Below are 22,774 nucleotides of genomic sequence, written 5' to 3' on the forward strand. Positions count from 1 at the left end.
GCCGACCTCCGTGCCTGGGAGCGAGTGCAGGCCTGGCTTGCGCCGCAGGGGCTTGCAGTCGATCGGTCACTCAGTCGAACAGCGGTGCCATTGCGTTCGGGCCGACGAGGATGCGCCAGGCGGGAATACGGACCACGCGCGTGACAGGACCGGCCTTCGCACCGCGACCGCCTGAGGGAAGCCCGACGAGCAGGCCGGCTCGTTCGTGTACCAGCCGAAGGTGTCGTGCGGGATCACGGTCCGGCCCGGGGCCGGTGTCGACGACTACCGCGGTGTTGCCGCCGGACGTGGTGAACAGCAGGTCGATGCGCTGTCCACCGACCAGCGCATCACGTTCCAGCTCGACAACACCGCCTGCGGCGAGGACCTGCTGCACGGTGTCGGTGAGATCTCTGCGGTGGCGGTCCTGCCGCAGACGCGGCTCTGGCGCAGGAGTTGGCTGCATGCTGGTGGTCTGTGCCGGGTCCCACAGGAGCGAGCGTGAGGACAGCACGTGGGGGAGTCCTGCCTCCTGCTGCCAGTAGACATGGTTGCCCACTGTGATCAACTGGGATCTGGCTCGCGTGATCGCGACATTCCAGAGATTGACCTGGCTCGACACCCAGTGGGCCGTGCGTTGCGGGGTGTTGAAGGTGGCCACCGGGCTGAGGATCATCACATCGCGCTGGCCGCCCTGGAAAGCGTGCACCGTTCCCACCCGGACCCGGTCGCTGCCGATCATGCTCTCCATGGCGTCCTTCTGCGCGCGGAACGGAGTCACCACGCCCACGGTCGCGCTCTCGGGCAGGCGGCGAAGCAGCGCCCGCACGATGTCGGCGACAGCGGCAGCCTCGGACGGGTTGCGCCAGGACTTTCCTCCGGGGCCGCGTGCAGACTCACCGGCGGGCACATTCGCCCAGGCGAGTACAGGGGCCGCTTTCCCGGTGTCCATGAGATCGACCGCGGGTACGTGCCGGCGCACGTCGGTCATGATCTCCAGCGCGCCGGAGTAGCAATGGCCGTTGACGATTTCGGCGATCTCCGGGTGGCAACGGTAGTGCTCGTCGAGCAGCAGTGCACTCTCGCCGTTCTGTGCGGCGGCGTGGTAGGAGGAGTGAACGTGGTAGGCAAGGCGCCGGTCTTCCAGCCAGGCGGCGCTCAGTCCCGCCCTGACGCGGGCCTGACGTTCCTGTTCCGGCGATATGCCGGGGATATGTGTCAACTGCATCGGATCCCCGATGATCAGAGCCCTGCGGGCGCGGAACAGCAGGGGCAGCACCGCCGCGATGGAGCACTGGCTGGCCTCGTCGATGACGACCAGGTCGAAGAGTTTCGGGTCAGGCCTCAGCTGGCGCACCGCATGAGTGGTGATCGCCCACCCCTTCAAGTGGCGCAGCAGGTTCAGCTGGCTTCGCTGGGTCCCTTTGCGCTGACGCAATGTCTGAAGCCGCTGGTCCAGCAGCGATCGCCCGCGGTCGAGCACCTCCGCCGACACGGCCTCGCACAGCTCTGTGGACAGCTGGGCCCGTGTCGTGGCGCAGCCGGAGCGGGCCTGGCGCACGGTCTCCTCGTCGTAGGCGGCCTGAGCCGGCGTGAGGTCACGCACCTGGCGCTCCAGGCCGGTCAGATCCGCCAGGTCGTCGAGAAGGTCCGAGGCAACGGGTCGTTCCCCGGCCCATGGGGGCAGTGGGACCGCTGCATCGGTACCGGCAGCGGTGACGATTGCTTTCATGGCGCGCGTTCGGCGCCAGCGCCCCCACCAGCCGCCCGCCGCTGCTGCCCGGCGCGCCCTCGTTTCCCAGCGGGCCAGCGCCGAGAGGTCGCCGGATTGCCACAGCCGTGACAGGAGTGGCACCGGAAGCTCGACCCTGCCGGCCAAGTCGGCGCGCTGCGACAACACCTGGGCCAGCCGCACCTCACCCTCGACCTGCCGTGCGGCCTGGTCGCCAGTGCCGTACCCGGGATCTCTTCCGTGCGGGTGGAGATGGCCAGGAGATTCTCCACGACGCCGTCGCCGGCGAACCGCTCCACGCTCGACGGGGCCAGGACTACGGCTGCGTTGTGCGCGCCGGGACGCAGGGCCTCGTTTACCGAGTCCCCGCTCAGAGCGGAGGCGTCCAGCGGTTCGAGCTCGGGGAGCCCAAGGACGTCGAGCAACTCCCGTACGGCTTTGATCATCTGCGCGTCGTTGCCGTGCTGCCACGTCGGCTGCCAACGGGCCAGCAGCTGGGCGGCTTCGTCCTCGGAGAGAAGCTCGGTCACCAGCTTCGTGTGCAGCGATGGAACCCCGCTCGGACGGAGCACCGCGCGACCGCTCTCGTCTGGAGCCAACTCCATTTGCTGAATCAACAGCGGGGCGATCCCGACATCCGTGCGCCGACTGCCCTCGCCGCGGGAGGGGAGCGTGATGGCCGGATACCCGTACCAGTATTCGTGCCGATCGGCAGCGCGCCCTGAGCCCTTCTTCGCCGTGGTGCCGCCCGAGCCGTGCGCACCGGACAAATTCTTGGGGGCCGGCAGTGCTGGGCTCAGACCGGACTGAACGGTCTCAGATCCCTCGTCTATCAGGAAGTACTGCGAGTTCCGTCCTGCCCGCCGGTCGGGCAGCATGCTTGCCGCGGCCTGCGCGCTGAGGCACTGCGCGTAGTAGCGCAGCAGGCGCTGCCAGTCGTTGGCGTTCTCACGGTCAGCCGCCACCCGCTCGCGAGCCTTGAGATGAGCTGCCGATGGCGGGGGAGGATCTTGGGGCAAAGCGGGGAGATGGACAGGGCGGGCCACGGACCGGGCGAAGTGCAGTGTGTGGGTGGCGCGGATGGTGGACTTGGTCGGGCGTTGCTCCTCCGGCACACCCTTGCGCACCATCTGCGCGGTCAAGTACTCGAAGAGATTCTCCGGCGAGATCCAACCGCTGTCTTTGATCCGTCCGTTCCGTAGTCCTTCGACAATTTCACCGGTGAACCGCGAAGTACCGAGAGCCGATCCCTCGGGAGCCATGGCTGAGGCAGCCTGCAACGCGTCCGAGGCGGTAATGAAGTACACGCCGGTGGGGCGCAACAGTGTGCTGTGCTCCGCCTCGTCCGATTCCGCACCCTTCCGGCCCTTGGCATGCCAGCCCTGGACTACGGAGCCGCTGGCGCAGCAGTCGAGCAGCACGATCTTGGACGCGGCACGGCAGGACTGCAGAGTCCGCTCCAGGAACTCCGCCGGCACCGCCGTACGGGGCAGGTCGGCAGGGTCGCTGTCGCGGGTGAGAAAGTACAGCTGATTGTCGGCCTCGCAGAACTCTCCATGCCCGCTGAAATACAGCAGGGCGCTCTCACTTTGCTGGCGCTCTGCGAGGAACGACTCGATGGCGTGCAGCATTTCGGCACGCGTCGGATCCTGCACCATCGCGCAGTCGTTGTACTGACCGATTTCCGTGCTCTGTAGAACAGCCTGCATGTAGTGCAGATCGGCACGGACCGCCGGAAGATCGTGATAGTGCTCACTGTCGTACGCGGACGCGCCGATCAGAAGGGCGTACCGATCGTTGTTTCGCACGCCCGGTCAGTCCGCCGTGGAGGTGTCGTCCTGGCCCGGCGCACCGGGGGCGGCGCTCCCATCTGCTACCAGGGATCCCTCGCCCAGGAACTGTGCGAGGCGTGCGTCGTCCCGACGCGCCTCGCGGCCTGTGATGCGCAGGGTGGCCCCGTCGGGACGGGTCGCGATGATGGTGCGCTGAGGGACTTTGGCCAACCACACCTGGACGCAGGCCGCGGCAAACGAACCGGCACTCAGGACCAAGCCGACGACCTCCGACACGTCGCCGCCCTTGTCGGTGCCGACCGAGGGACCAGCTGAGGGCGAGCGGAGGGAAGCCACCGGATCCGCATCTGACACTTCGGCTAGTAGTTCGCGGGCGTCACTGCGGGCCCGCAGTGGATCATCGTCGATCATGGAGATCAACAGGTGGGGCCGGCCGATGCTGTCATTGCTCACGCGTCTCCCTGCGCTGTCAGCTGTCGCCTCATATGCCGTTGGAACATACCGGACGGGCTGGCCGGCGAGGTGTGAACTTTCCAAAATCCATCGGTAGTTGACGCGATAGCTGCTTTGCCCCCACATACGTCTTCAATCGATGGACGATTGTCCGCCAGAGGTGCCGGCCTGTGGTGATGCTCAGTAGATGAAGTTGCCGTTCGCGACGATGCTCGGCGATGTAGTAGGGGTGGACTTGGTGGCCCAGCACAGCAGGGACATGGGGTCTTCACGGGTATCGGGCTCAATCCGTGCTAGGAGTGCTACCCGGACGGCTGGGTTTCGGTTGACGGCCCCTGTCCGGATGGTGTCAGACCTGCGAATGCTTCTTGACGAGGTCTTGCTGGAGCTTTCCGCACTCCGGAAGAGGCCGTGGCCTCACGCACACCGGCGGCACGGGCGAGGGCTCCGGTCCCGTCGTGACCGAGAGGGTGAGCCTCCGCTCCGATCGGCATGCGACGCTGCCTCTCGTCGGGGCGCGGCAGAGTCGCCTCGAACTTGGCAGCCAGAACGGCCCGTTGCCTCTCCACCCCACTCGTGCCAGATCGGCTGCGCGGTTGCATCTACGGTCGCGGTACGCACCTTCACCGCCCGGCTGACGGGGTAAGCGCCTGCGCTTGGAGCCGCTGTGCCGAGCGCTCCGCTTCCCGGTCGGGCACCTGCCGGGGCTGGTCCCGGTGCGTCGGTCCCGTACCCGCTCGTCGGGACCGGGCGGCGGCGTCTCGCTCGCCGCTTCCCATGGACCGCGCGCACCACGGTCGCGACCGCCGTGGGGCGCAATCACTTGGTTCGCGGACGGCGCGGGTGCGGCTGCTGGGCGGCTCCGCTTCACCGAGGGGCATCGCCGCTGCGGCAATCAACTCCTCGGCGGGGAAGCCACGTTGCCGACCCCGGCCGCGTTCGTGATCTGTTCGCATTACGTATGTCGACCATCGCTCAACGGACAATTTCCGGCAAACATCTAGCCAAGATGCTGACATGTACCTGGTTGAAATGGCACGCTCCCCCGCAACACGCTGCACGTACAGCAACTAGCTGCACACCCGCATCGCGTCTTTTGCTGCTCCGGGCGGCCCTCCATGCCTCCCGGGTCCCCACAGATGGAGCCCGCGTGACCTCTCACATATCCCGGAAGCGTTCGACGCTCGCGATCGCCACTGCCGTCGCGGCTGGAGCGCTTCTCACCGCCGGACTGACCACCGGCGCCTCCGCCCAGCCGGACAACGACAACGAGCCGTCCGGCTCCCCTGTGGCCCTGTCGAAGTCGGCCCGTGCGGACCTCCTCCAGGACGCCAACGCCGACAAGGCCGCCACGGCGGACAAGATCGGCCTGGGCGCCAAGGAGAAGCTCGTCGTCCGTGACGTCGTCAAGGACGCCGACGGCACCACCCACACCCGCTACGAGCGCACCTACGACGGCCTGCCCGTCCTCGGCGGCGACCTCGTCGTGCACACCGCCAAGAGCGGCAAGCTCAAGGGCGTCACCAAGGCGACGAAGGCCACCGTGAAGGTCGCCTCCACCGACGCCAGGCTCGGCAAGTCGTCGGTCGCCAAGTCCGCGGAGTCGACCGCCGCCAAGGCGAAGACCGCGAAGGCCGACGCGCAGCCCCCGCGCAAGGTGATCTGGGCCGCCACCGGCAAGCCCGTCCTCGCGTACGAGACCGTCGTCACCGGCATGCAGAAGGACGGCACGCCGAGCAGGCTGCACGTCATCACGGACGCCGCCACCGGCAAGAAGCTCTTCCAGTAGCAGGCCGTCGAGAACGGCACCGGCAACAGCCAGTACAGCGGCAAGGTCACGGTCGGCTCCAAGAAGGGCACGAGCGGCTACGAGCTGACCGACAAGGCCCGAGGCGGCCACCGCACCTTCGACCTGAAGCACGCGGAGAGCGGCGCCGGCAAGCTCTTCAAGGACGCCAACGACGTCTGGGGCAACGGCAAGCCCTCGAGCGCGCAGACCGCGGCCGTCGACGCCGCCTACGGCGCCCAGCTCACCTGGGACTACTACAAGGACGTGCACGGCCGCAGCGGCATCAACGGCGACGGCAAGGGCGCGACCTCGCGGGTCCACTACGGCAACGGCTACGTCAACGCGTTCTGGGACGACAGCTGCTTCTGCATGACGTACGGCGACGGCGAGGGCAACAAGAAGCCGCTCACCTCGATCGACGTCGCGGCCCACGAGATGACGCACGGCGTCACCTCCGCCACCGGCAACATGGAATACAGCGGCGAGTCCGGCGGCCTGAACGAGGCCACCTCCGACATCTTCGCGGCGGCCGTCGAGTTCAACGCCAAGAACACCGAGGACGTCGGCGACTACCTCGTCGGCGAGAAGATCGACATCAACGGCGACGGCACCCCGCTGCGCTACATGGACAAGCCCTCCAAGGACGGCCAGTCCCTGGACAAGTGGACCGCCGACGCCGGCAACGTCGACGTCCACTACTCCTCGGGCATCGCCAACCACTTCTTCTACCTGCTGTCCGAGGGCAGCGGCAAGAAGGAGATCAACGGCGTCAAGTACGACTCGCCGACCGCCGACGGCTCCAAGGTGGAGGGCATCGGCCGCGACAAGGCCGAGAAGATCTGGTTCAAGGCCCTGACGACGTACTTCACGTCGACCACCGACTACAAGGCGGCCCGTAAGGGCACGCTGAGCGCTGCGAAGGACCTGTACGGCGCGAATTCCACCGAGTACAAGCGCGTGGCCGCTGCCTGGACCGGCGTCAACGTCAAGTAACCCCCGGTCAGTCGTGTAAGGGGCGGCGTCCGGAACGGACGCCGCCCCTGTCGGGTTCACCGCATCAGCGCCCCGAACGCTGCTCCGTGCTCGCGAATGGCACCGTCACCAGCCTCAACTCGGCATGCCAGATCGACTGGAGGGCTTCATCTGATCGCGGCAAGTTGGGCGTTGCGTCGGTGCCGATCCGGCTCTTTCGTTTTCTCGGCGGGGCCCTCGTGCGAGGTGGCGCTGGAAGCCTCCGAGGCGCCTCGCGGTGCTCAACGACCTCGCGACAACCCGAGAGCCCACTGCCGCGTGACCACGCCCGTCACCCGGCGTCGTCCGCACTTCTTCGTATGTTTTGCCCCGCCGAGGACAACGCAACGTAGCCGCCCCAACTGGTCCCTGGCTGGTCCAGGATGGGCGCAGACTCGTGGTGCACGGGTCCGGAAGGTTGCTGAACCATCACAGGTAGTCGCCGCGTTCTGTGGTGCCCGGAGGGGAACCCTCTCCGGGCACCCAACGTGAGGCTCTAAAAGAACCCAAGCTTCTTCGGCGAGTACGACACCAAGAGGTTCTTCGTCTGCTGGTGGTACAGCAGCTGCACCCATGTTGAGCAGGAGAAATGGTAGTTGGCGCAGCCTTCGGTCGGGGACTGGTCCGGAAATGGTCCGGATCTTGTGTTCTCGGCTACCGGATATCCGTGGCGACCAGCACGTTGGCGCTGTTGGCCACATCCGTTTGTGCAGGAGTTGCTTGTTGCCCGTTGCCGACGGCGGGCCGCAATCTGTCCCCTCTCCCCCCAAATCTGTAGGCGGCGCAGGCTACATCGAAACGGGGAGAGTTCACTTCGGCCAGGGAAGCCAGCAGGCTCCGCTGTGGATCTACCGGCTGCAGTAGACGGTGAAGTCGCCCGCACTGACGTCCCGGACAAACTTCTCCGCGCCTGCGAGCAGCAGGAGCTGCTCGTCGGTGGCTTGGCCGGCCTGAAGGCCGGGCTGGGCGATGACGGTGTGGAAGCGGGGCCGCAGCAGGTGGGCCTGGTCGCGGATGGCGAACAGTTCCTTGCGTCCGCCGATTTCGTAGGGGGAGACGCCGGGGTTGCGCCGGAGGTACTTGGTGGCCCGGTCGGCCAGATGGGCCAGGAGGCGCAACCCATTCTGACGCCGCCACTTGGCACCACGCATGGCCTGGCCGCACACCTCATACAGGTCTTCCAGGCGTGTTCCGGGGGTGGGTTTGGAGGAGTACTTGCAGTGCACGAGCGTCACATCCAGGTAGCGGCCGTCGACCCTCAGCCCCACGAGGTCGGCTGCTTCACCTGAGCCGTCGTCGTCGAGCAGGACATCGAAGGAGTCGCAGGCGCGCAAATGGGCTGACATGTAGTACTGGATCGAGTCTGTTCGGCGCTCGGGCCGCTGTGACTCATTGCTGAGGTTCACGCCCTCCCACTCCAGCGGCGTGAGCAGCGCCGGATCATAGGGACGACGCGTATAGCGCGGGGCGAAAAGCCTGCCCTCTTCGTCGATGAGATGGTCACCCTCCAGGAACAGGTCAGGTCTGTGCGCGTTGAGCCACTCCTCCAGCTGTTGTGGCTGTGCTGTCCGGCTGCTGCCGATGACGACGGCGTCCCGCTGCCGCGGACGGTAGACCAGGCCTTTGGCGCCGTAGTCGGCCTCGTAACCGACGCGCCAGGCAGGAGTCGTGAGAGAGAACAGGAACGGTCCGGTTGTGGAGTAGTCGTCGACCTCGAAGTCCACGTCGGTGAGCGGGTAGCTGCGATCGTCGTAGGTGAGGGTGTAGCGATCGCGGGAGCCGAGGTAGATCTGCTCCCAGGGCCACTCCACGCCGAGTAGCACGTAGGGCGGCCGTTCGGTGATGTCCTTGGGGATGATGAACCCGTCGAAGATGCGCTCCAGGTTGATGGTGCTGTCCAGCAACTTGGTGCCCTGCCGGTCGCACCAGTCGGTCCAGGCCTTCAGGCTCGGTGCGGTGGCGGGAGACCAGAATCGCCCCGAGTGCGCGGCACTGATCGAGACACTGTCACCGTCGTCGAAACCGGAAGCGGCGATGTGGGTCTGGCTTTTGTGTTCCTGGGAGGTGGTGAAGCCTTGCGAGACATCACTGCCGACGTGCAGGGAAAACCGCGTGAAGTAGTCCCGGGCATCTTTCAGGCCCACGTTGGTCGGCACCAGCCGGTCTAGGCGGGCCAGCACCCGGTAAGTCTGCTCGCCATTGATCAGCTCGCAGTCCTCGCCCAGTACCGCCTCGGCCAGGTCCCGGTACGTACTCGACTTCTCCGAGCCATGGATGTATAGCAGCCGCCGGGTGGTGTCGAAGTAGAGCACGATCAGTTCATAGACGACCTGCTCCAACTCCTGCGGAGCACCCCAGCGCACGGGCGTGCGCCGCTCGATGACATACCAGGCAACGGGGGAATCTTCGCCGCCCAGGGCCATGGCGTCGTCCAGGACACGCTCGTTGCCCTTGCAGAGCAGGAGAGCGGCTTCGGGTCTCCATTTCGTGGCGGTCGCGCGGTAGGCGACCGCGCTCATCTTCGGCTCCAGCACGCTGACCGCCACATCACCGGGTGCACCGGCGAACGTGGTGTCGAAGGTGCTGGTCTCCTCCGCGGCCAGGGTGGCCCGGTCGGTGAGGTCGCGCAGCAGATGGTTCCAGTCGGCGTCCTCGCGCAGCAGTCGGCGCAGTGGTGACGTGCTGACGCCCGGCTCCTGCGCGACGAACACTGTGGCTTGGCCCAGGCCCTCCGCGGCTCGTGTGAACCGGCCGATGAACTGGATCATCGGGCTCAGGCTCTTGCGGGCCGCATGCACTGCCGCGATCTTCAGTGCGGGTTCGTCGAAGCCCTCACCGAGCATGTCGACGCAGATGATGATGCGGCACTCGCGCGTTCGCAGCGCCTCCAGGGCTGCCTTGCGGTGCCTGACGCCCACGTTCTGGTGCACCACGAGAGGCCCGAGGTCGGGGGCCAGCTCCTGGTAGAGCGCACCCAGTTTCTCGGCCTTCGGAATGCTCTCGGCCCGCGCCATCATCAAGTGGTCGTAGCCGTCGGCCCGATCGGTGCGCAGCTGGGCCACAGCTAGCTCGGCAAGCTCCCGGTCGACGTCTTCGACACCGAACACCGCCCGGTAGTTGATGGGACGGAAGTACTCCAGGCGCTGGGCTTCGCGCAGCGGGAAACGGAACACGGTACGGCCGGGGAGCCGACGGCCGTCCTCCCTGAACGGTGTGGCGGTGAACAACAGCACCGCACGGTCGGCGAAGTCGTCGATCACCCGCGCCCAGGTATCGGCAGGGGAGTGGTGGGCCTCGTCCACGATGAGATGGGAGAACGACGACAGCACTGACGTCCGCACGTTGCCCACGCTCTTGTTGAGGATGTGGGGGGTGGCGACGACAACATTGCAGGCTGCAACGAACCGGTCCGCCTCGTCCGGGTTCTTGAACCCGTGCTCGAGCTGGCCCACCCGCGGTCGCAGGGCAGTGGGAGCCACGATCTGTTCCTGCTGCAGGATGCCCAGGGTCTCGAACTTCGCCGCGATCTGGTCCCTCAACGCCGAGCTGGGCACCAGGACCAGTAGTCGTTCCATCCGCGCGGCCACCAGCAGGGCCAGCATGGTCTCGGTCTTGCCGGTCCCGGTGGGCATGACGACGATCCCCGGATCGCTCAGGCCGGAGGCCCAGTGCCCCAGCACCGCGTGCAGGGCGCCGATCTGCGGGCGGCGCAGGCTGTGCAGCTCACCGTGCGGACGAAAGCCGATGGCTTCCCGATATGACTCCGTCACTGTCTGCGGCGTGCAGGTGAGGCTGCCACGCCAGCGCACATTCCGGCCGGATGAGCCGGGCAGCACGGCTGTCAGCTCCTCGGAGGCGCCCGCCTCGGTGCGCACGGCCGGCCAGTCTCCGTAGACGTTGGAGACGCGCAGGAGCCCCTCCTGCCCGGTGACCTCCAACGTGCGGCCGGGAACTAACAGCTGGCGGACCTTGTTGCGCCCGAATCTCTCTTCAGCCCACACAGGCTGCGTATTCACGTTCATCGGCGGTGCTCTCTGGTGCTGACCGAGGCGGCAGCCCCCGGTGGTTCGGTTGTCGTTAGTGCGGAACGCGGTGGCCGCCTGCTGCCTGGCATGTCCGGCGCCCGTCCTACTGGCCCGCTGCGCCCTGCTCCTCGGCCGACGTCATCCACGCAGCCACAGAAGCGGTGCAGGAGCTGCGCGGGGCGCCCAGGCCTGGGTCGGAGGGGAACTGCTTGCTGTGCACCTGTTCTTCCAGCGGTCCGGCTGGGCCGGGAGGGACACGCGACGCCCCCGGCGTTCCGGGATCCTGCGGGAGCGGGGAGGGCCAGATGAGTTGTTTCAGCGTTGTTGATCGGTGTGCACCGTCAGACCGCTGTCGGTGCCTAAGGGTTGTAGAGCATCCCGGACTGTGTGGCGCGAGATATCACGGGCGGTGATTGATTCCTCGCACGTCCGGGCTGTACGACGGGCCCCAAAAGCGGCCCCAGCCCGGTCGACCGCGCGCGGCCGGGCAGCAAGCACCACGTGCTCAGCGATGGCCAGGGCATCCCGCTCGCGGTGTCGCTGACCGGCGGAAATCGAAATGACGTCACCCAACTCCTGCCTCTGCTGGACAAGATCCCGGCCGTGGCAGGGGTGGTCGGCCAACACAGGCGGAAGCTCGACCTGTTGTTCGCCGACCGCGGTTACGACCATGACATCTACCGCTGCCAGGTACGGCAGTGCGGCATCCGTCCGGTCATCGCCGAACGCGGCCAGCCTCACGGCACGGGCCTGGGTGTCTTTCGGTACGTGGTCGAGCGCACGATCGCGTGGTTGCACGGCTTCCGCCGCTTGCACATCCGTTGGGAACGGCGTGATGACATTCACGAAGCGTTCCTCAGGACTTGCGCTGTCCTCGAATCGGCAAAATCCTGAGTGCCATCACGGTGCCGTCCGGTTGAAGCGAAAAGGGACTTGTCCGCCGAACCGCTTTCTGGATATCGCCCCAGGTCGAACTCAGTTTGTGGGCTACACGCCGATACCTTTCCACCTCTCCCTCTTTGATCAGCTTGTATAGGTTCTCGGCCATTCCGGAGAAAGCCTCGACGCGTACGGATCCCAGCCGGAAGACGTGATCGGTTCCGACGAACTTGACCCCACCAACATAGATTTCTGCGTCGTCGACACTTGACGTGGCGGCGAAAATGGGCACCTGGTAGTGCTTTTGGCCTTGGCGTGCGGTCAGGTAGCGGGCTGTGTTTGGGCCGCCGCCCGCGAAGGCCGTCAGGCCGGCTGCTCCGGTTCGAGCAAGCAGTTGACCGAACCACGCGAGGTCGTCAGGGCCTACTTGAAATCCGTCGACTCGGTGCGCTCGTTGCCCTTCGCGGGCAGGGATCTGGACGGCGTTGGGGTAGGGGATGCCAGGTCTATCTCTGATCTCGTCGTCTGCGTTTCCGGACGCTCCTGGCACTCGGAGGGGGAGCTGAGCGTCACCTGGTGACTCGATCACGTTGACCACGATGCCGCCTTGGCCGATGAGTTCGGTCGAGAGCATCAGGCTGGCAGCGGTGTTCCAGTCTCCGATCTGCATGCCCTCAGTCAGCTCGGCACCCTTGATCAATTGTTGAAGGGTGGTGCTGCGCGTCTTGCCACCCCGCTTGCTTGGCTGCTGGTGGTTGCCGCGGCACGCTACGAACGTGATCTTCGAAGGTTCGCCGGGCTTCCAAGCCTCAAGGATGTAGTCAGGGCGCGGCCGCGAGGACTTGCTGCGCTGCGAGACGTTTGGCGGCCAGCCGGCACGCAGAACCGTCCCCGTATCCACTACCGAGATGATGTGGCCCGGATAGCGTTGTTGCACGATGTGTTCCGCTGCTGCGAGTCCAAATCCCACGGCCAACTCGCGTGCTTGCATCCCCTTGTACCAGCTCTCGGGTGTACGCCCTCTCTCAGTGAGATCCATGGCGCGGGCGCGGTTCCCATCGAGGGCTTCGCAGAACTTCAGACTCAGCCAGTGTTCTGCGAGTCCGTGCCCCATGCCCTGGCCTGACAACACGTAGCCGCGCGCCAGGGCGTGCAGTACTTGCCAAGGCGTCAGTTCAATCGTGGAGCCTGACTGTGCGCGGGCGACGGGGTGAAGTGTGGGCTTCCTGCGGAGCACGCTGTGCCCCTTTGCGCGCCGCTTCTTGTCGACGACTGCTGCCGTCGACTCGACCTGGGCGACGAGCTCCTGGGTGGAGTGGAGGTAGATGCTCGCTGGGCGTCGGAGCGCGTTCATCGTCTGTCGCGCGGTCCTGGCCATCCATCCCCCTACGCTGGCGTCCACTGTTGGCTGGCGTGGAACGTAGTTCGGGGTAGCCAGGCGCACGCAAGTGCGCATGGCATGTGAATGTCGACTTGGCCCGAAATGAGTTCACCTCGCGTAGATCCATCCTGGGCAACATGGTCGCCTCTCAGGTGGTCCCGAAGAGCGCCGTGGTGCGGTTCGACTGCCAAGCACCTGCCTCGCGGCAGGCGGGATTGCCTCTCTTACATTTTGCGATCGTGGCGAGGTGAGGTTCTTGACAGCGCTGATGTCAACGTGGTGCCTGCGGCAGGTGAAGAGGCGGCACTCGGCAGTGGCAGGTCGCGATCGTAGGCGAGTAAAGGGAAATGCTCTGGCTCCGCAGCCGAAGGCCATTGTGTACACCAGCAGACCGGTTCGTTGAAAGTGCGCTGCATCTGCGCCGCGTGTGCTTCCGACGCGCCCCCTGCGTGTCCCAATTTTGCCTGTGGCATGACCCCTTCCGCTCGTATGTTGATCTGTTCGTCTCGATCCGAGAGCGGACAACGACCTAGACACGGTCGGAGCTAGCAGCCCAGTTCAGCCAAGGGGGAGACGTGGACGAACACGTGGGACCTACACGCCGTCGGGCGGTGGAGGTCTGTGCACAGCAGTGGTCCGATGCGCTGATCGACTTCGGCCCCTACAACACGCTGTTGCACTTCAAGGACACGAAGCGGGCGACTCTGGACGTCACGCATGCGGCGCCGCAAGCGCTGACCTCACTACTGAACGGCCGCACAACCCGACTGGCCAGCCTATTCCCGGCCGCTGAGGATCACAAAACGGCGTGGGCGCGAGCGCGTGGTCTCCGCCGCAAGATGGTCGAACTGGCGGAGGAACAAGGCATCGACGCCGGGCACTTGGCGCTTGGCCTGGTGCGTGTCGAGCCCCCAACAACGCGTGGCGGTCGTCCACTTACAGCCCTGCGTGCTCCCCTTCTCCTGCAGCCGTTGACCATTGAACCGCGCACCGCGACGGAGAGCGACTTCGTCCTCGAAGGAGTGAGCGAATCCGAGATCAACCCGGTTCTGCTCTACGCCCTGGGCCGTCAGTACGGCCTGGACGGCGATCTCGAGGAGCTCTCTGAGAAGATCGCGAACGCGGTCGAGGAGTGCGCGGATCCTGGTGACCGTACCCGTTGCGCCTATGCGGTGCTGCAGACGGCCTGCACCCGTACCCATCTCAGTGTGGAACTGGAAGAACGCGTGGTGGCCGGCGTCTTCAGTTTCGACCGGCTTCCCATGGTCAACGACCTCGCCCGGTCGGTCGACCTGCTGGCGAGCCACCCGGTTGTAGCGGCCCTGGCCAAGGACAAAGAGGCCGAACGTGCTCTGCGTGCGGAGGCACCCTCTCACGTGCCGTCCAGCGCGGACTCCACGGCACCTCGGTCGGAGTATCTGGTCAGGGACGCCAACGGCTCTCAACAGAAGGCCATCAGCGCCGCATTGGCCGGCGCTCACCTCGTCATTGAAGGGCCACCCGGCACGGGCAAGAGCCAGACCATCGCCAACCTGATCGCCGCCTTCGCTGCACTGGGTAAGCGGACGCTCTTCGTCGCCGAGAAGCGTGCCGCCATCGAAGCAGTGACCGACAGTCTTGCCGAGGTCGACCTCGATGGACTGGTCTTCGACCTGCATGGCAACAAGCTCAGCCGCCGCCAGACCGCCCAGCAGCTGTATGAGGCCCTGGAACGCGCCGGAAAAGAGCCTCCACCCCGCCCTGACGGTCTCCACCGAAGTCTTGTTGGCCATCGGGAGCAGGCCCTGCGGCACGTCCAGGAGTTTCACCAGCCACTGGCGCCTTGGGAGATCAGCCCGTACCAACTCATCACGCGCCTCATGGCAAGCCCCCGTGACCAGCACACCCGACTGCGGCTACGCGGCGACGACCTGTACCGCCTCCACGGAGAGCAGCTCCTCCAAACCGAAAGCGACCTGCGCGCCCTTGTGGCCAAGAACGGCCTTCTGGTGCGACGCGGATCCTCCCCCTGGTCTCACCTGCCGGTCCGCTCCGACAACGAACTGCATTCCGTCGTCGCCAGCCTCGACCAACTCACCGGCCGTGCTCTGACAGATGCCCGACTCACCGTCGAGAAGCTCGTGAACGCAGCGGGGTTGCGACCGGCCGACGACGTCCATGGATGGCAATCCCTCCTCACTCTGCTGCACGACGTCACCACCAGCCTCAGCCGCTTCGAGGCAGCCGTCTTCGACTCCGGCCTGAACGACATGATCGCCGCGACAGCCGACCGCACCTGGCGCAGGGAGCACTCAGTCAAGGTCGGTTGGTGGCAACGTCGAAAGCTGACAGCCAGAGCCCGGGGACTGGCCAAGGACGGCTGTCGAACGCGCCCCTTGCTGCACGCAGCACTCACGGAGGCCGCCGATCAGAAGGTCCGGTGGCAGGAACATGCTGCGACTGACGACAGCAGCCCGTGGGCCGTCCCCGGGCTGTCCAAAGCTGTCGCCTCCTTCACGCAGGTCCGTGACCAGCTGGCTGCGATCGCCCTCTGCGTGCGCTGGGACGGATGGGAGAACACGTCCACCGACGAGGTCGACCGATTCATCCAGCGACTTGACCAGGACCGCGCGACGCTGTTGCGGATGCCCGAGCTCAACCAGCTCACCGACCGCCTGGAGTCGGCCGGGCTCGGCCACTTCCTGGACGAGCTCGCCGAAGCCGGAACCGCGCCCGACGCCGCTGTCGGAACCCTGAACCACCTCTGGTGGGCCTCTGTCCTGGACGAGGCCCACATGCAACACCCCTACCTACGCTCCTTCGTCGGAACCGAGCACGATCACACGATCGAGCAGTTCCAACGTCTCGACCGCACCCACCGAGACCTCAACCCGGCTCGCGTCCGGTACGAGGTCGCCACCCGCCTGCGGAAAGCCCGCGACACGCACCTCGACCAGAACACCCTCGTGCGCACCCAGGCCCACCGAAAATCCCGACACTTGTCCCTCCGCAGACTGGTCGAAAAGGCGCCGGACGTCCTCATGGCCGCCAAACCGTGCTGGGCCATGTCCCCACTCGTCGTCAGCCGCGTCCTACCCGCCACCCGCCTCTTCGACGTCGTCATCTTCGACGAAGCAAGCCAGGTCCTTCCGCACGACGCCATCACATCTATCATGCGCGCCCACCAGGTCATCGTCGCCGGCGACCCGCACCAACTCCCCCCGACGACCTTCTTCCAGAAGCTTCTCAGCGGCGCAGACGAAGACCCCGATGACGACGAGTCCGGCGACGCCGCACCAGATGCCTTCGAATCCCTCCTCGACATGCTCTGCAGCCGCCTCCCCGTCCACACCCTCAAATGGCACTACCGCAGCCGCGACGAACGCCTCATCGCTTTCGCCAACCACACCATCTACAACGACACACTCGTCACCTTTCCGGGCACCACGCAGGCGAGTCCACTACGCCTGGACATCGTCGACGCCCAGGTCCGCCCCGGCCAATCCGGCTCCTCCGACGAAGAAGTACAACGAGTCGTCGACCTCGCTCTGGCACACGCCACCCACACACCGAGCCAGAGTCTCGGAGTCATCACCATGGGACAGCGGCACGCAGACCGGATCGAACTGGCTCTGCCCCAAGCTCTGAAGGACCATCCGGACCTGCAGGACTACTTCAGCCCCGACGCAGGCCCACGCCAACGCTTCTTCGTCAAAACGATCGAGCAAGTCCAAGGCGATGAACGAGACGCCATCATCCTCAGCATCGGCTACGGGAAAGCCGCCAACGGACGCCTGGCCATGAACTTCGGCCCACTCAACAACGAAGGGGGAGAGCGCCGCCTGAACGTGGCGATCACCCGCGCCCGCCAGTCGATGACCGTCGTCACCTCCTTCACCCACCACGACTTCGACCCGTCCAAGCTCCTGGCCACCCGCCACCGCGGCCCCGAAATGTTGCGCGCGTTCCTGGAGTACGCCTCTCACGGAGGAGATCTCCACCGCACCGGCAGTGCACGCACCGACTGGAACCTCAACGGTTTCGAGCAACAGGTTCTCGCAGCCCTCGAAGCAGCTGACGTCCCGGTCACACCGCAATGGGGCGTGTCCGGCTACCGCATCGACTTCGCGCTCGGCCACCCCACACGGCCCGGACAGATGGTCCTCGCCGTCGAAACCGATGGCGACCGCTACCACCGAGCTCCCAGCGCCCGCGACCGCGACCGACTGCGCCAAGAACACCTGCAACGACTGGGATGGCGCTTCCACCGCATCTGGGCCTCCAGTTGGTTTGCCAACCCAAGCGCCGAACTCGAACGGCTCCTCGACACCTGGCGTGATGCCATAGATCGGGCCGACCGCGCGCCAACCCCCGATCCGGTCCACCACCCGCCGGCTCCGCCTCCGGCGGTCGGCCGCGGCGCACGCCCCACCGTGCCGCAAGGAGGACGCACCGCCGACTACAGCGACGCCGACCTGCTCGCGCTGGCCAACTGGCTTCTGAGCGACGGCTACCAGCTCGATCGCGACACCCGGGTCGGTCAGGCCCTCACCGAACTCGGCTTCAAACGACGCGGTCGCGTGATCACCGAACGTCTCATCCGCGCCTTCGAACAGGCCCAGAACCCGGCAGACAAGGAAGCGTACTGATGAAGAAACTCGACGTCCTGACCCTTGAACGCGTCGCTCGTCTCATCGTCGACATTGACGGCCCCTTCGAACGGCGCGGCTATCAGCTGGAACAACTCCTGCGACGCGCAGCCTGGCCATCACCTCCCGACTACGACGGCTCACCGCGCATCGCGTGGCTTACGGACCTCGTGGCCGGAACCGATGACCACGCCGCTGTCAGTCGACTGCTCTGCCGCATCTGTGACCCGCTCGAATACGACGACGGCCGCTCCTCCGCCGACCTCATCCGCCAAGAACTGAACACCCTCCTCGCAGCAGAGCAAGTGGCCGTCACATACGTCGCAGGGCGCCCCGTCCTGGGAGAGGTCGGCACCGACGGCCACAGCACGCTGTTCTCCGCCCCCGAGGACCTGGAAGAGCGAATCCGTCCCCTCGTCAGCAGCAAGGAGTTCCTGCGACAACTCATGGAGAGGGTCACCGAAACGCAGATCTGCGAGCAGCACGGTGCGTACGGAATGGCGCTCATCGGTATCGGCAGCTTCACCGAAGCTCTCCTCCTCGATGTCCTCACGCACAGGGACCCCAGCCTGCAACGGGGCTTCCCCCAGGGGGAGCGGCGCGTTGCCCCTGAACGGGCAAGCTTTGCTCTGCTGCTCGACACCGCTCGTACCCGAGGGTGGATTCAGATGGACGCCCATGACTTCATGGCGATCGTTCGTGAGTATCGAAACTTCGTCCACCTCCGCAAGCAACGAGAACGTGGCGTCATCCCGGACCGTGACACCGTCGGCATGTGCTGGGGGCCAGTCCTCGCGGTGCTTAACGACCTCGAGACCACCCGAGAGCCTGCCGCCGTGTGATCACGACCGTCACCCGACGTCGTCTGCTCTTCATCGCATGCTTCGCTCTGCCGAGGGCGCCGCAACGTAGCGCCCCAATTGGCCGGTGGCTGGTCCGGGGCGGGCGTAGATTCGTGGTGAATGGGTCCGGACGGTTGCTGAACAGTTATGGATAGTGTCTGTGCCCTGTGGGTGCCTGAAAGGGCAAAGGTCCTTCCAGGCACCCAACTTGAGGCTCTAGAAGAACCCAAGTTTCTTTGGGCTGTATGAAACAAGAACGTTCTTCGTCTGCTGGTAGTGCTCCAGCATCATCTTGTGCGTCTCGCGGCCGATGCCCGACTGCTTGTAGCCGCCGAACGCCGCATGCGCGGGATACGCGTGATAGCAGTTCGTCCAGACGCGGCCCGCCTGAATCGAGCGGCCCGCCCGGTACGCGGTGTTGATGTCCCGCGTCCACACCCCGGCCCCCAGCCCGTACAACGAGTCGTTGGCAATCTTGATCGCGTCGTCGAAGTCGCTGAACGACGCGACCGAGACGACCGGGCCGAAGATCTCCTCCTGGAAGATCCGCATACGGTTGTCACCCTCGAAGATCGTCGGCTGCACGTAGTAGCCGCCCGCCAACTCGCCGTCGTACTCGACCCGCTGCCCGCCCGTCAGGACCTTCGCGCCCTCCTGCTGCCCGATGTCCAGGTAGGAGAGGATCTTCTCCAACTGGTCGTTGGACGCCTGCGCGCCGATCATGGTGTCGGTGTCCAGCGGATGCCCGGCCTTGATTTGCTCGGTCCGCGCGATCGCCGCCTCGATGAACTCGCTGTAGTGCCCGCGCTGGACCAGCGCCCGCGACGGGCACGTGCAGACCTCGCCCTGGTTGAGGGCGAACATCGTGAAGCCCTCGAGCGCCTTGTCCCGGAAGTCGTCGTCGGCCGCCCACACGTCGTCGAAGAAGATGTTCGGCGACTTGCCGCCCAGCTCCAGCGTCACCGGCTTGATGTTCTCGGAGGCGTACTGCATGATCAGCCGCCCCGTGGTCGTCTCGCCGGTGAACGCGACCTTCGCCACGCGCGGACTCGACGCCAGCGGCTTGCCGGCCTCGACCCCGAAACCGTTGACGATGTTGACGACCCCCGGCGGCAGCAGATCGGCGACCAGGCTCATCCAGTAGTGGATGGAGGCCGGGGTCTGCTCGGCGGGCTTGAGGACGACCGCGTTGCCGGCGGCCAGCGCCGGCGCCAGCTTCCACGTGGCCATGAGGATCGGGAAGTTCCACGGGATGATCTGCGCGACGACGCCGAGCGGCTCGTGGAAGTGATACGCGACGGTGTCCTCGTCGACCTCACTCAGCGACCCCTCCTGCGCACGGATCACTCCGGCGAAGTAGCGGAAGTGATCGATGGCGAGCGGGATGTCGGCGGCCAGCGTCTCGCGGACCGGCTTGCCGTTCTCCCAGCTCTCGGCCACCGCGAGCTGCTCCAGGTTCGCCTCCATCCGGTCGGCGATCTTCCGCAGCACGTCCGCACGCTCGGTGATGGACGTGCGCCCCCACGCGGGCGCGGCCGCGTGGGCCGCGTCGAGGGCACGCTCGACGTCCTCGGCAGTGCCCCGGGCGACCTCGGTGAAGGGACGACCGTTGACCGGGCTCGGGTTCTCGAAGTACTGGCCACGGGCAGGGGCGACGTACTCACCACCGATGAAGTGGTCGTAGCGCGGCTGGTAGGCGACGATCGCACCCTCGGTGCCGGGCGCTGCGTAACGGGTCATCTTCGACATGCCTCCCGTGGACGGCTGCCCGCCGTTGGGCAGCACTCGCTCGAAGGCTAGAAACGGTGACGTTGCAAGAACGTTGCGGCCCGGCCCAGGTCTGTGCTCCGACGATACGCAGCCCGGTTCAGGTCTCCGTCTGGATGCTGCGCAGCTCGGTCCAGGTCTGCGTCTCGACGCTGCGCGGCGCTTTCCTGGTCTGTCTGCGCCTTGACGATGCGCGGCCCGGTCCGGGTGTGCGTATCAGCGCGGAGGAAGTCCCGCTCAGGGTCGCTTTCGGCTACGTGTGCTCGTCCCCGGCAGACACCAAATCGGCGTCGAGCTGCCGCAGGCGGGCCAGCACCGGAGCCGTGGGCCGCAGCGCGGCCAGCGTCCGCCACACCACCAGGTCGTCCTCGCCCCACGGAGCGTGCGCCCAGTCCGACAGCAGGTCGGGGTCGCTCCGCTCGACGAGCGCCGCCCGCAGCTGATCCGCGAGCCTGTGCCGGAGCCTGACCAACGCCGGCGCCTGCGACTGCGGCAACAACGGTCCCGCATACGCGGCGGCCGCAGCCGTGATCGCACCTGCCCCCAGTCGGCGCTCGACCGTGTCGACGTCGCACTCGACGGTCACCGCCAGCCGATACGGCCGTGACCGCAGCAGCTCCGCGCCGAGCACCCGCCGCAGCCGCGCCATCTCCGCCCGCAACGTCACCTGCGACACCGACTCGTCCTCGTACAGCGCGTACGACAACTCGTCCCCGGTCAGCCCTTCTGGATGACGGGCCAGCAGCACGACGATCTCGCTGTGCCGGCGGCTGAGCCGCACCTTCCGCCCACCCACCAGCAGCAGCGCCTCGTCACGCCCCAGCGCGGACAACTCGGCCGCGTTCCCGGTCTGCACTGGCGGTGCGAGCAGCGCCAGTTGGGACTCAGCCGCCCGCGCGACGGCCTGCACGTACGCCAGGCTGTGCGGGTGCGCCAGGCCGTCCCCGCCGGTGATGTCCACCGCGCCGATCAACCGTCCCGTACGCGGATCGTGCACGGGTGCCGCCGCGCACGTCCACGGCTGGACGCGCCGGATGAAGTGCTCCGCGGCGAAGACCTGCACCGGTCGGTCCACGGCGACCGCCGTCCCCGGCGCGTTGGTCCCCATGGCGGACTCGGCCCACCGCGCACCCGGCACGAAGTTCATCCGCCCCGCGCGCTGCCGTGTCACCGGATGGCCCTCGACCCACAGCAACCGCCCGTGCGCGTCGCACACGGCCAGCAAATGTTCCCCGTCCGCCGCGAACGTGCCCATCAACTCACGGAACAACGGCATCACCCGTGCCAGCGGATGCTCCGCCCGATACGCCCCCAGATCGCCGTCGGTCAGCTCCACCGCGGCACCGGTGCCTTCCGGACTCACCCGCGCCCTGGCCGACCTCTGCCACGAGTCGGCCACCACCGAGCGCACCGGACGGACGACCGTCCCCGCGGCGGTGAACCTTTCGTGGGCCCGGCGCAGCTGTCTCGCCCGCTCAGAAGGATCGGCGCCCGGCTCCAGGGCCACCCATGGATCGGTCAACTCGGCCTCCCGGGAAGGCGATGCGGTGCTGCCATCGTCGCCCCGGAAGGACAAGCCGACAAGGATGCGGAACGGATCTCGGAGCCGGCCCGTGGGCTTGCGCACCGAGGTCGCACGGATGCCGAGCCGCTGCCGCGTCGTCGCGGCCGTCCTCAGACGAAGTTGACGAGCCTTATGTAGCGCGACCAGTCCCAGTACGGACCGGGATCCGTGTGGTCCGCACCGGGAACCTCGTGGTGGCCGATGATGTGCTCGCGGTCCCTGGGGATGCCGTACTTGGAGCAGATGGCGGCGGTCAGCGCCGCGGACTTCTCGTACATGGCGTCGGTGAAGTACTCCGGTTTGTCGACCCACCCTTCGTGCTCGATGCCGATGCTGCGTGTGTTGTAGCTCCAGTTGCCCGCGTGCCAGGCGACGTTGCGCTCGCGGACGCACTGGGCGATGTGTCCGTCCTTGGAGCGCACCACGTAGTGGGCCGAGACCTGCTTGGCCGAGTTCTGGAAGATGGCGAGTGCGTCCGCGTACGTCTCCTGGGTGACGTGGATGACCACGTAGTCGACGGGATACGTGGTGGGGCGGTTCGAGGCCGTGTAGTTGGAACTGCTCGCCGGCACCCACTCGGCTCCGGGGTAATCGACTGCCTGGGCTTGGGCCGCGGCGTGGGTGGCGGGAAGGATCGCGGCGGGAACGGCGGCGGCGACCGCGCCCTGCAGCAGTCGGCGCCTGCTGGGGAAGCGTCTTGCTTGATCCATGAGTGACCTGCCTCTCAGTGGGGGGATCCGCTGACCTGGCGCTGTACTGGAGTGATCCACCGCCCTGGCCGAGGCGAAGGCCAAGACGGGGGCTAGGAGGGGCTGTGGGACGTGGGGTGGGGGAGTGAAGCGGCCGTTTCGCGCAGGTGTGCGTGCAGTCCGCGGTGCGTCTCTCGCCGTGGCAGCCATTCCTTGCGGATCTTGGCCACGCACGTGTAGTT

10 protein-coding genes and 3 pseudogenes are annotated in these 22,774 nt (G+C 66.5%); 4 read left to right on the forward strand and 9 right to left on the reverse strand.

Annotated features, from left to right (window positions below; all coding sequences use genetic code 11):
• Positions 1–70: 70 nt before the first annotated feature.
• From AOK22_RS42380 to AOK22_RS01575, 3 genes are read right to left on the reverse strand one after another with little or no spacing between them, the layout of a single operon-like run.
• Complete coding sequence (locus AOK22_RS42380) at positions 71–1,711, reverse strand: DEAD/DEAH box helicase (protein WP_244164657.1); 1,641 nt, start codon at positions 1,709–1,711, stop codon at positions 71–73.
• Entirely contained in the window at positions 1,708–3,519 is a 1,812-nt protein-coding gene (locus tag AOK22_RS42385; RefSeq protein ID WP_244164658.1) for a caspase family protein, read from the reverse strand. The genes AOK22_RS42380 and AOK22_RS42385 overlap by 4 nt, the downstream gene beginning before the upstream one ends.
• A gap of 6 nt (positions 3,520–3,525) precedes the next feature.
• Positions 3,526–3,957 carry an effector-associated constant component EACC1 gene (locus AOK22_RS01575; protein WP_055696697.1) on the reverse strand — a complete coding sequence of 144 codons (432 nt, stop codon included), beginning with the start codon at positions 3,955–3,957 and terminating at the stop codon, positions 3,526–3,528.
• 1,150 nt (positions 3,958–5,107) lie between these two features.
• On the opposite strand from AOK22_RS01575, the pseudogene AOK22_RS01580 reads away from it, so the two are divergent.
• Positions 5,108–6,739 (forward strand): annotated as a pseudogene (locus tag AOK22_RS01580) (M4 family metallopeptidase).
• A gap of 866 nt (positions 6,740–7,605) precedes the next feature.
• On the opposite strand, the gene AOK22_RS01585 reads toward AOK22_RS01580, so the two are convergent.
• A complete protein-coding gene (locus tag AOK22_RS01585) occupies positions 7,606–10,779 on the reverse strand; it encodes a DEAD/DEAH box helicase (protein ID WP_055696698.1) in 3,174 nt (1,057 codons plus the stop codon).
• 397 nt (positions 10,780–11,176) lie between these two features.
• On the opposite strand from AOK22_RS01585, the pseudogene AOK22_RS01590 reads away from it, so the two are divergent.
• A pseudogene (locus AOK22_RS01590) lies at positions 11,177–11,676 on the forward strand (IS5 family transposase); the annotation flags it as partial.
• On the opposite strand, the gene AOK22_RS39280 reads toward AOK22_RS01590, so the two are convergent.
• On the reverse strand, positions 11,639–13,039 hold the full coding sequence (locus AOK22_RS39280; RefSeq protein WP_244164659.1) for a hypothetical protein: 1,401 nt from the start codon (positions 13,037–13,039) through the stop codon (positions 11,639–11,641). The pseudogene AOK22_RS01590 and the gene AOK22_RS39280 overlap by 38 nt on opposite strands.
• A 578-nt stretch (positions 13,040–13,617) precedes the next feature.
• Between AOK22_RS39280 and AOK22_RS01595 the strand changes: the two genes are divergently transcribed.
• Together AOK22_RS01595 and AOK22_RS01600 are read left to right on the forward strand one after the other, a co-directional pair.
• The gene (locus tag AOK22_RS01595) at positions 13,618–17,670 is read left to right on the forward strand and encodes an AAA domain-containing protein (protein ID WP_063795175.1); all 4,053 of its coding nucleotides are present in this window, start codon (positions 13,618–13,620) and stop codon (positions 17,668–17,670) included.
• Positions 17,670–18,512: a hypothetical protein gene (locus tag AOK22_RS01600; protein ID WP_055696700.1), complete on the forward strand. Its 843-nt coding sequence runs from the start codon at positions 17,670–17,672 to the stop codon at positions 18,510–18,512. Before AOK22_RS01595 ends, AOK22_RS01600 begins: the two co-directional genes overlap by 1 nt.
• Before the next feature lie 216 nt (positions 18,513–18,728).
• Here AOK22_RS01600 and exaC read toward each other — a convergent pair whose 3' ends face one another.
• The 4 genes and pseudogenes from exaC to AOK22_RS42390 all read right to left on the reverse strand — a co-directional run.
• Positions 18,729–20,252, reverse strand: coding sequence for an acetaldehyde dehydrogenase ExaC (gene exaC, locus AOK22_RS01605; protein ID WP_055696706.1), 1,524 nt, complete (start codon positions 20,250–20,252; stop codon positions 18,729–18,731).
• 280 nt (positions 20,253–20,532) lie between these two features.
• Positions 20,533–21,801 carry a GAF domain-containing protein gene (locus AOK22_RS01610; protein WP_055696707.1) on the reverse strand — a complete coding sequence of 423 codons (1,269 nt, stop codon included), beginning with the start codon at positions 21,799–21,801 and terminating at the stop codon, positions 20,533–20,535.
• A gap of 152 nt (positions 21,802–21,953) precedes the next feature.
• Positions 21,954–22,553 (reverse strand): N-acetylmuramoyl-L-alanine amidase, encoded by a 600-nt coding sequence (locus AOK22_RS01615; protein ID WP_055696701.1) that lies wholly within the window; start codon positions 22,551–22,553, stop codon positions 21,954–21,956.
• A gap of 92 nt (positions 22,554–22,645) precedes the next feature.
• Positions 22,646–22,774, reverse strand: a pseudogene (locus tag AOK22_RS42390) (acetamidase/formamidase family protein); the annotation flags it as partial.

Source organism: Streptomyces silaceus (assembly GCF_001419745.1).
In the GTDB taxonomy this organism is placed as follows: Bacteria; Actinomycetota; Actinomycetes; order Streptomycetales; family Streptomycetaceae; genus Streptomyces; species Streptomyces silaceus.